At 62.7% G+C, this 10,194-nt stretch carries 9 protein-coding genes; 3 read left to right on the top strand and 6 right to left on the bottom strand.

All coding sequences use genetic code 11. The annotated features are described in order from the left end of the window. Positions 1-176: 176 nt before the first annotated feature. From GIW04_RS22580 to GIW04_RS22605, 6 genes are all read right to left on the bottom strand, one after another. Positions 177-893, bottom strand: coding sequence for an alpha/beta hydrolase (locus GIW04_RS22580; protein ID WP_034133835.1), 717 nt, complete (start codon positions 891-893; stop codon positions 177-179). A 10-nt stretch (positions 894-903) separates the two neighbouring features. Continuing rightward, on the bottom strand, positions 904-1,659 hold the full coding sequence (gene cobF, locus GIW04_RS22585; protein ID WP_094775586.1) for a precorrin-6A synthase (deacetylating): 756 nt from the start codon (positions 1,657-1,659) through the stop codon (positions 904-906). A gap of 45 nt (positions 1,660-1,704) precedes the next feature. After that, positions 1,705-2,259 (bottom strand): histidine phosphatase family protein, encoded by a 555-nt coding sequence (locus GIW04_RS22590; RefSeq protein WP_034133833.1) that lies wholly within the window; start codon positions 2,257-2,259, stop codon positions 1,705-1,707. 129 nt (positions 2,260-2,388) lie between these two features. Beyond that, positions 2,389-3,708, bottom strand: a complete 1,320-nt coding sequence (locus GIW04_RS22595; RefSeq protein WP_034133832.1) for an MFS transporter — start codon at positions 3,706-3,708, stop codon at positions 2,389-2,391. Between the two features lie 33 nt (positions 3,709-3,741). Continuing rightward, positions 3,742-5,271, bottom strand: a complete 1,530-nt coding sequence (locus GIW04_RS22600; protein ID WP_120248302.1) for a class I adenylate-forming enzyme family protein — start codon at positions 5,269-5,271, stop codon at positions 3,742-3,744. Between the two features lie 3 nt (positions 5,272-5,274). Then, the gene (locus tag GIW04_RS22605; protein WP_003190614.1) at positions 5,275-6,453 is read right to left on the bottom strand and encodes an acetyl-CoA acetyltransferase; all 1,179 of its coding nucleotides are present in this window, start codon (positions 6,451-6,453) and stop codon (positions 5,275-5,277) included. Positions 6,454-6,583: 130 nt separating this feature from the next. On the opposite strand from GIW04_RS22605, the gene GIW04_RS22610 reads away from it, so the two are divergent. From GIW04_RS22610 to GIW04_RS22620, 3 genes are all read left to right on the top strand, one after another. Continuing rightward, complete coding sequence (locus GIW04_RS22610; protein ID WP_003190613.1) at positions 6,584-7,156, top strand: LuxR C-terminal-related transcriptional regulator; 573 nt, start codon at positions 6,584-6,586, stop codon at positions 7,154-7,156. 810 nt (positions 7,157-7,966) lie between these two features. Further along, a complete protein-coding gene (locus GIW04_RS22615; protein WP_120248305.1) occupies positions 7,967-8,863 on the top strand; it encodes a VOC family protein in 897 nt (298 codons plus the stop codon). After that, positions 8,860-10,194 (top strand): alginate export family protein (locus tag GIW04_RS22620; protein WP_236479208.1); only part of this gene is annotated, 1,335 nt, incomplete at its 3' end. The genes GIW04_RS22615 and GIW04_RS22620, both read left to right, overlap by 4 nt.

Here is a 10,194-nt window from a genome sequence, read left to right on the forward strand (position 1 = left end):
TGTGAAGGGGCATGCACAGTTGGTGAAGCAGATTACAGGCGGCAAGTAACCCCCCTCTTCCAGCCAACACAAAACCCATGTGGGAGCGGGTTTGCCCGCGATGGCGGTGTGTCAGTCACTCAATCTTTACTGAGCCGCCGCTATCGCAGGCAAGCTGCCACATTTTTAAGCGCATTTCACTTCAGGCTTTTCTCTAGCCAGGCTTTCAAGTCCTGGATTTCTGCTTCGCTGATGGTGTGATTCATCCCCGGGTATTCATGAAACTCCGGCTTGAGCCCCAACCCCGCCAGCACCTTGTTCGCTTGCGTGGCCGAGCTAAAGGGCAACGCCTGATCCAAAGTGCCATGGCCAATAAAGATCGCCAGCTTGCCCATCGCCGCATCCGGTTTCAGCGCAGACCTGAGCACTGGTAGCACGCTGCCACTGAGCGCGGCGATACCGCGTACCAATTCGGGTTCACGCAAGGCCACCTCGTAAGACATGATCGCGCCCTGGCTGAACCCCACCAGGAACACCCGATCACTCTGGGTGTGGTACTTGGCGGTGGCCTTGAGCACAAAGTCCTTGATCAGCCGGGCGCTGCTGAACAGTTCGTCGGTCTCGCCGTTGTACTCAGGCTCATCGGTCTTGGTAAACCAACGATAACCCTGCGGCGCCACCGGCAGTGGCGCACGCACCGACAGGTAGGTCCAGGTGGACGGCAACGCGTCCTTGATGCCAAACAAGTCTTCCTCGTTGCTGCCAAAACCATGCAGGAAGATCACCAGCGGCTGGTTGCGCGCATCGCCCTGGGTCTGTTCCAGATAGGACAACGGCAAGTCGGTGTGCAAGCCACTATCGGCATGAGCGGCGCCGGCCACCAGGGCCAAGGCGAAGGCAAGCTGTTTGAGCATCGTGTTTACCTCAGGGTTTGCGCAACAAATAGGTGTCCATGATCCAGCCGTTTTCCAGACGCGCCGCCTTGCGTACCCGTTCAATCTCTTCTGCCACCTGTGCCACTTTGCCGCTGATCAGTATCTCATCCGGCGTACCCAGGTAAGCGCCCCAGTAAATATCCAGGTCCTGATCCGCCACGCTGCGGTAGGAATCTTCGGCGTCGAGCATCACCACCAAGGTATCGGCATCACTCGCCTGCCCCGCCGCCAGGCGCCGCCCGGTGGTGATTTCGATGGACTTGCCGATGCGGTTGAGCGGCACCTTATGCTGCGCCGCCAGGGCCTGCACACTGGTGATACCGGGGATCACTTCAAATTCGAACACACAGCGACCACTGGCAAGAATCGCCTGCAAGATACGAATGGTGCTGTCGTACAGCGCCGGGTCGCCCCAGGCCAGGAACGCCCCCACTTCGCCGTCGGCCATTTCTTCGTTGATCATGCGTTCGAAGGTCTGCTGCTTATCGCGGTTGAGGTCTTGCACGGCGGTGGTGTAGTCGATTTCACCGCGCACACGCTCCGGGCAATCGGCCTCGACAAAACGGTAGCCGGGCTCGGTGATGTAGGTCTCGCAGATTTCCCGGCGCAGGTCGATCAGCTTGTCCTTGCTCTGGCCCTTGTCCATCAGGAAGAACACGTCGGTACGGTTCAGCGCCTTCACGGCCTGCATCGTGATGTAGTCAGGGTTGCCGGCGCCAATGCCGATGATCAGGATGCGTTTCATGGGGTGCTCTCAGTGCGGGGCGTTGATTTTGCCATGTTCCGGGAATCAGGCGGAAGTTTCCAGGCGCAGGCGCCACACGCCGTTGAAGCGTAGCTCGGTGGCGGACAATGGCTCGACGTCGATCCGGTAGAACATCGAGATCGGCAACTGCATGACGGACAGCATCGCCGCGCGGATGACGAACGGGTGGGTCACGGCGATGACATGGCCGGGGTGGGTTTCGAGGGAGTTGAGCCATTGGCCAACCCTAATGCACAACTGACCCACCGACTCGCCGCCGTGGACTGCACTGGCGCTGTCGGTGGCCCAGGTGTTCAAGGTTGCGCTGTCGAGTTGGCCGATGCGCTGGCCTTTCCATGCGCCGACATCAAGGTCGCGTAAGGCGGGGTCGACCTGGGCGTTATCGCCGAACAAGCCAGCGCTCTGGCAGGTTCTGGCCTCGGGGCCGCACAGCAGGCGTGCCTGTTGTTTGTAGCGGCCGGCCAGGGACAAGGCCGCGCCCTGCCAGTCCATCGTGACGGACTCGTCATCAGAGAAACGCCCCTGCTTTTGCAGGGGCGTGATGGCGTGGCAGATCAGGGTCAAGCGGGTGGCCGGCATGGCAATTCTCTGTACCTGTAGGAGCGAGCTTGCTCGCGAAAAGCGTCAACGATAACGCGTGCATCCTGAAGAAGCGCGGCGCCTTTGCGTTTTTCGCGAGCAAGCTCGCTCCTACGGGGTGTTCGTGCTTCAAGCCAGCGCAGCGCTGGCAGGCACTGCCGTGGAGTGAGCGCTGGCGACAAAATCTTCCTTGCGCAACACCACCAACGCCAGCAACGACACCACCCCGGTCGCCACGTAGAAATACCACGGCGAGGTAATGTCGCCTGTCACCTTGATAAGCCAGGTGGAAATCAACGGCGCACTGCCGCCGAACACCGCCACCGGCACGTTATAAGCCACCGCAATCCCGGTAGAACGAATGCGCGTGGGCAGCAGCTCACTCATCAGCGCATAGGTCGAGGATGCATACAGCCCGAACAAAATCGCCACCGCCATCAACGGTGCGAAGAAGGTCGCCGGGGTGGCGGTCGGGGCGGATTTGAACAGCCAGAACATCGCCAGGGTCGCCAGTGTGCCGATCACCATCAGGAACGGCTTGCGCCCGTATTTATCGGTAAAGGCTCCGCCAAACGGCATCACGAAGGCCGCCGAGAAGCTGGCGACGAACACGTACAGCAAGGTGGTGCCGCTGTCGAACTTGAGGATCTTGGCCATGTAGGTCGAGGCGAAGGTCAGCACCAGGTAAAAGATCGAGCTGTGCAAGGTGATGATAAAGAACACCAGGGCAATCGCACGCTTCCACTGCCAGACCTCCCGCAGCGGCGCCCGCGACGTTTGCCCGGCACGTTGCAGGGCCAGGAACTCAGGGCTGTCTTCGAGCTTGAGGCGGATGTACATGGAGATAAAGCCCAGGGGCGCGGCGATCAGGAACGGTACGCGCCAGGCCCATTCCTGCATGACCTCGGCGCCCAGCACCCAGGTCATGCCATTGGCCACGGCGCCACCGAGCAGCAGGCCGAGCACGGCGGTGACCATCAGCCAGCAAGTGGCAAAGCCGCGGCGACCGGGGCCGGCGTATTCAGAGATGAAGCTGGTGACGGTGCCGATCTCGCCGCCCGCCGAGAAGCCCTGCACGCAGCGCACCAGGATCAACAAGATCGGTGCGGCGATGCCCAGGCTGGCGTAGGTCGGCAACAGGCCCAGCATCACCGTGGAGCCGGTCATCATCACCAGCGCCATGATCAGGGTTTTGCGCCGGCCGATCTTGTCCGCCAGCGGGCCGAAGAACAGCCCACCCAAGGGGCGGATAAAGAAGCTCAGCGCAAACGCGGCAAAGCTGGCCAACAGGCTGGTGGTGGGGTCATCGGAGACGAAGAACGCCTGGCCGATATAGACCGCGAGAAAGCCATACACGCCGTAGTCGTACCACTCGATCAAGTGGCCGGAGGTGGCACCGAGAAACGCACGGCGGCGCTTGCGGACGGTGTCTTGTGCGGGATTGCCCATCGTGGGGACTCCTTGTCTGATTATCGATCCATGTTAAAGCGCGGCGATACTCGCTGCTTTCAACCACTGCCGCAAGTCGGTCTTGAGAATCTTGCCGTAGCTGTTCTTGGGCAAGTCGCTGCGCCACACATATTTTTTTGGTTTTTTGAACGAGGCCATCCGCGCCAGGAACCACGCGGTGAGTTCGCCTTCGTCCAGGGGCTGACCGCTGCGGGTCACCACGAAGGCCACCACCGATTCACCCCATTGCGCGTCCGGCTCGCCCACCACGCACACTTCGAACACCTCGGGATGCTGGGCCAGCACTTCCTCGACTTCACGGGGGTACACGTTGCTGCCGCCACTGATGATCACGTCCTTGGAGCGGTCCGTGAGCGTCAGGTAGCCGGCCGGGTCGAGGTAACCGATATCGCCGGTCAGCAGCCAACCATCCACCAGCGTCTGGCGCGTGGCTTGCGGGTTGCGCCAGTAGCCTTGCATCACCGTGGCGCCACGCACCGCGATTTCGCCGCGCTGGCCGGTGGGCAGTGGCTGGCGCTCGGCATCGAGGATGCGGATCTCCACACAGGCTTGCGCGTGGCCCACCGAGGCGGCCAGGGTGGCCCAGTCGGGACGCTGGCGTTCGGCGATCAAGGCGCGGGGCAAGACGCTGATGGTCATCGGGCTCTCGCCCTGGCCGTAGATCTGCACCAGGCGCGGGCCGAAGGTGTCGACTGCTTCGCGCAGGTCGGCCAGGTACATGGGGCCGCCGCCGTAGACGATGGTCTTGATGCCGGCGCCGTGATAATCCTGGCGCCGCGCCTGCTCGACCATGCGTTTGACCATGGTCGGCGCAGCAAACAACGACACATCGCCCATGTGCTCGGCCAGCCCGAACAGCTCGGCGGCATCGAAGCCATGGGAGGCCGGCACCACATGGCGGGCGCCGCAGCGCACATGGATGAAGTTGTACAGGCCGGCGCCGTGGGACATGGGCGCGGCATACAGCGCCGCATCGTCGGCGTTCACTTGATCGACATCCGTGGCGTAGCACAGCGACATGGCGATCAGGTTGCCGTGGGACAGCATCACGCCTTTGGAGCGCCCGGTGGTGCCGGAGGTGTAGAACAGCCAGGCGAGGTCGTGATCCTGGCGGGGCACCGGCTGTTCCAGGGTCGGCCAACCATGGCTGGGCGGCAGCGGGTGGCCGTCCAGTTCCGTGCAATGCACGGGCAAATCCCGCGATGAAAATACCTGGCCGCCGTCGGTAAAGATCAGCCGCGCCTCGGCATTATCGGTAATCCACGCCGCTTCGCTGGGGTGCAGCTTGGCGTTGATCGGCACCGCCACCCCGCCCATCCACCAGATGGCGTAGAGCAGTTCCAGGTAGTCGCAGCTGTTTTTCATCAGCAGCGCCACCGCGTCTCCCGGCACCAGGCCATGCTGCTCCACCAGGTGCGCGGCGCGTTGGCGCACGTGGGCGGCGAAGGTGGCGTAGTCGGCCACTTGCACGCTGCCGTCGAACAAGGCCGGGCGTTGCGGGGCCCGGCGCTGGGTGTCGTGCAGCCAGTTGGCAATGTTCATGGCTCAGCTCCGGCGTGCCTGCAGGACCGAGGCGTAGTTGGCCACCGCCATGCCGCCCATGTTGAACACCAGGCCGAACTCCGGGTTGGGCACCGTCAGACCAATCGGCTCGCCGGTCAGTTGCCGGAACGCCAGGGCATGCATGGACACCCCCGTGGCGCCAACGGGATGCCCCTTGGCCTTGAGCCCGCCGGAAAGGTTCACCGGCAAGCGCCCGCCGGCGCGCACCACGCCGCTGTCGAGCACGCGATGGCCTTCGCCCTTGGGCGCCAGGCCCATGGCTTCGTAGATCAGCAGCTCGGCGATGGTGAAGCAGTCGTGCACCTCGGCGAAACTCAGGTCGGCCAGGGTCACATTTGCGCCGCGCAATGCTGAGTGAATCGCCCGCTGTGGGCCCTCGAAGGCGAGGATGTCGCGTTGGGCGATGGGCAGCGTGTCGTTGACCTGGGTCATTGCACGTATCTGCACCTCGCGACGAAACGCGCGCGCACGTTTGGGCGAGGCGAGGATGATCGCGGCGGCGCCGTCGCTGATCAGCGAGCAATCGGTCAGGCGCAGGGAGTCAGCCACGAACGGGTTGCTTTGGGACACGTTGTTGCAGTGCTCGAAATTCATCTCCCGATGCATCTGCGCCAGCGGGTTGGCCATGGCATTGGAGTGGTTTTTGGTGGCGATGGCCGCCATCGAGCCCAGCGGGCAGTGGTAACGCTCGGCGTATTGGCGCGCGGCGCGGCCGAACAACTGGGGGAAACTCAGGCCGGCTTCGGCCGGGTCGTTCTGGTAGCCGGCCCCGGCCAAGGCTTGGGTGACCGCGGCGGTGCTGGTGTGGGTCATCTTCTCGGCGCCCACCACCAGCACCAGCTCAGCGCTGCCGGAGAGGATCGCGTTGACCCCCGCCTGAATCGCCGCCGAGCCGGACGCACAGGCGTTTTCACAGCGGGTAGCCGGTTTGAAGCGCAGCCCGGGGTCGGCCTGCAGCAGCAATGAGGCGGCAAACCCATCGGGCACCAGCCCCGAATTGAAATGGCCGAGGAATAACGCATCGATTTGCGACGCGTCAATCTCAGCGTCGCTCAGGGCTTCCCGGGTCACCTGGACGATCAGGTCTTCCAGCGTCGTGCCTTCCAGGCGACCAAAACGGGAGTGACCAGCGGCAACTATGGAGACGCAATCAGCAGGCATAATCAATTTCTTCTGTTCTTGATTCGGACTTTACTTACAATGACCCACCCCTGATCGTGCGCCAATTCGTGTAACTACTTACACGGGTAAGTAGCGCCCCAGGGCATTGAACAACGAGGCAGGATGCCCCATGACCGCGCTAGCCCAGCAATTCCCCGACCTCGAACGCCTGGCGTTCAAGCTGTCCCCTGCACCGCAGATCGTCACCAGCGACCGCGTGATACTCGACTGCAACGACGCTTTCCTGAAGCTGTTCGGCTATACGCGCGACGCACTGGTCAACCAGCTGACTCTGCTGATCTACCCGTCCCAGGCCGACTACCACGCCATCGGCAAGCGCAGCCATGACTGGCTGCTCGACAGCGACAACGGCTTTTATTCCGATGAACGCTTCATGCAGCACCACAACGGCGAGGTGTTCTGGGCCAAATCCCACGGCTACACCCTCACGCCCAAAGACCCGTTCAAACTGATGATCTGGCACTTCGAACGCCTGGACCGCATGCACCAGGGCACCGGCGACCTCACGCCCCGTGAGCGGGAAATCGCCATGCACATCGTCAACGGCTTCAAATCCAAGGAAATCGCCCTGCGCCTGGCAATCTCCCACCGCACCGTTGAGGTGCACCGGGCGCGGCTGATGAAGAAACTCCAGGCCAAGACGGTGGTGGAATTGGTGTCGAAGATCATCATGGTGGCGTGACAGACAACGGCTATTTAACTGATGCCCCGCGATCCAAATGTGTGGGCAGTCCCAGTGCCGAGCAGTCAAGCGAACGCAACGCTCAAGGTAACAAAGATCAAATGTGGGAGCTGGCTTGCCTGCGAAAGCGGTAGTGCAGTAGATGCACAACCTGCAGGTTGCACACTCCACAGTAACCACGATGCGAAGCGAGCCGCTCTTGATCTTGATCTGCTTGTGATCTTGATCTCAGGCGCCCCGTTAAACCACGCTGGCCGAACGCAGGCTTGAATTCGTGGGTAACCCGGCAGGACGCCGGGTTAGCCGCCCCGCGCCATGGATGGCGCGTGGCGGCGGCCCACGGATTCAAGCCTGTGTTCGGGCACACCGAGCCTAAGCGAGGTGCCGAGTGGTGGGGCAAGAGCGTTTTGCTTACTTTTGCGCTTTTCAAAAGTAAGACGCCGTCAGGGCGGAACCCTAAGTGGCCGTTACCGCAGAAATGGATATGTACCCAATCCAACTGTGTTGACTGCTGGGCCGCCTTCGCGAGCAAGCCCGCTCCCACAGTTTGATTGCGGGGTGTCAGGGAGATAGGCGTCGGCTGGCAGGCCGTCATCGCAGGCAAGCCAGCTCCCACAGTTTGATTGCGGGGGTGTCAGGTAGAGGCAAGTTAACCCTCACATTTGGGTTGAGGGGTGTCAGGTAGATAGGCGGCCGCTGTCTGGACCGCGTAGCTGAAACGTTCAACCGAGCACGTCCATACAATCCCCCACAACCCTGCCCCCCCTAACCTCACCGCTTTCGAACCCTCATAAGCGCTGGAGAACGGGCATGGGTAACACAACAACCAAGGTATCGCTGGCATTGACGCTGCTGGCAAGTGCGATGATGAGCAGCGCGTTCGCCGCCACCCCAAGCGTGGCCGTGGCGCCGCAGTACGACACCAGCCATGTGTATGTGGCACCGGCCGATGTGGACCGTTTTGCCCAGAGTTTCCTCGCCACCTTCGGCGGCAAAAGCACGCCCCAGGTCGTGGTCAACGTGCTGCCGGTGCCGAGCAGCACCACCTCGCAACTGCTGCAGACCCCGGCGGGCACCGTGTCGTTGTTCGGCTTTACCACCCCCGTACCCCACCCCTTCGGCCAGGAACGCAACGGCTATCTGGTCAAGGACATGGACATGGCCCTCAAGGCCGCGCGGGAAAATGGCGCCGACGTGATCGTCAGCGATTTCCCCGACCCCATCGGCCGTGATGCCGTGGTGCAATGGCCGGGTGGCGTGAACATGCAGCTGTACTGGCACACCAAGACCCCGGATTACGCCGCCTTCGACACCGTGCCGGAAAACCGTGTGTATGTGTCCAACGACAGCGCCGAGCGGTTTATCAAGGCGTTCCTGGGTTTCTCCCACGGCAAGGTGTTGAGCGACGACAAGCACGCCCCAGGCGTTGATGTCGGCCAGGCCGGCGGCCACTACCGCCGGGTTGATATCGAATCGCCGTTCGGGCGCATGGCGGTGCTGGTCACCAACGGCCAACTGCCCTACCCGTTCGGCCACGACACCACCGGTTATCAGGTCAGCGACCTGGCCGCCACCCTGGGCAAGGCCACTGGCTCTGGCGCCACAGTGCTGGTGCCGGCGTTCGACAGCAAAGGTCGGCGCAGTGCGTTGGTGGAGTTCCCAGGCGGTTATGTCGCAGAAATCCACCAACTCAGCGCGGCAAAATGATTCGTCACGCAGGCTGGAGCCTGGCGGTGCTGTGGCCGTTGCTTGCTGGCGGCGTGCAGGCCGACGACCAGCCGGTTCGCCCGGCGATCAAGGCCAACCGCTGGCAGGAAGACTGGTCTGTGCTCAAGGACCCGGCATTGCGCACGCAACCTTTGGACAACCTCAAGTACATCCCACTGTCCGCCGCCAACCCGTTCACCTACTTGTCGTTGGGCGCAACCTTGCGTGAACGCTTCGAGATGAACGACGCCAGCGGGTTCGGCGTGCGGGATGTAGCGCGTGACCGCTACCTGATCCAGCGCTTTCAGGTGCACGCCGACTTGCACCTGAACGAACACTGGCGGCTGTTCACCCAGTTGGAAGATGTGCGGGCCTATGACAAGACCACGATTGGCGGTGCCGACCAGAACCGCGTCGACCTGCGCCTGGCCTTTGCCGAATACGTGAAGACCTTCAGCGCTGGCACCTTCAAGGCACGGGCTGGCCGCCAGGATTTCGCCTTCGACTTGCAGCGCTTCATCTCGTCACGGGACGGCCCGAATGTGCGGCAGTCCTTCGATGCGTTGTGGGCGGACTGGGAAACGCCGCAATGGCGCTTTATCGGGATCGCCAGCCAACCGGTGCAGTACCAGGATGGCCGGCATTTCGACGATAAGTCCAACAGCGACGCGCGCTTCCACATGCTACGGGTCGAGCGGCTGGTGGGCGGCACCAATGAGCTGTCGGCCTATTACGGCGTATACGAGCGCAGTGCCGCCCATTACCTGGACGCCGACGGCGACGAAACCCGCCAGTTGCTAGACGCCCGCCTCGGTGGCGCAGCCCAGGGGTTCGACTGGGATGTCGAAGCCATGCTGCAACGCGGCTCGGTGGGCAGCAAGACGATTCGCGCCTGGGCCGGTGGCAGCCGCACCGGCTACACCTTTGACACGCTGGCTTGGAAGCCGCGTATCGGCCTGCAACTGGATATCGCCTCCGGTGACCGCAAGGCCCATGACGGCAAGGTCGGCACCTTCAACCCGCTGTTCCCCAATGGCTATTACTTTTCCCTGGCGGGTTATACCGGCTACAGCAACCTGATCCACGTCAAGCCGTCGATTACCGTCAAGCCCCTCGCCAAGCTCAGCGTGCAAACCGCTGTCGGCCTGCTGTGGCGGCAGACCACCGCAGACGCCGTCTACACCCAGCCCAACCTGGCCGTGGCGGGCACGGCGGGCCAAGGTGAGCGCTGGACCGGCGCCTACGGGCAACTGCGCGCCGACTACGCCTTTACGCCCAACCTCAGCGGGGCGGTCGAGGCGGTGCACTACGCGGTTGGACAGACCCTGCGT

Source organism: Pseudomonas sp. PA-4-8C (assembly GCF_021606625.1).
Taxonomy (GTDB): domain Bacteria; phylum Pseudomonadota; class Gammaproteobacteria; order Pseudomonadales; family Pseudomonadaceae; genus Aquipseudomonas; species Aquipseudomonas lactis.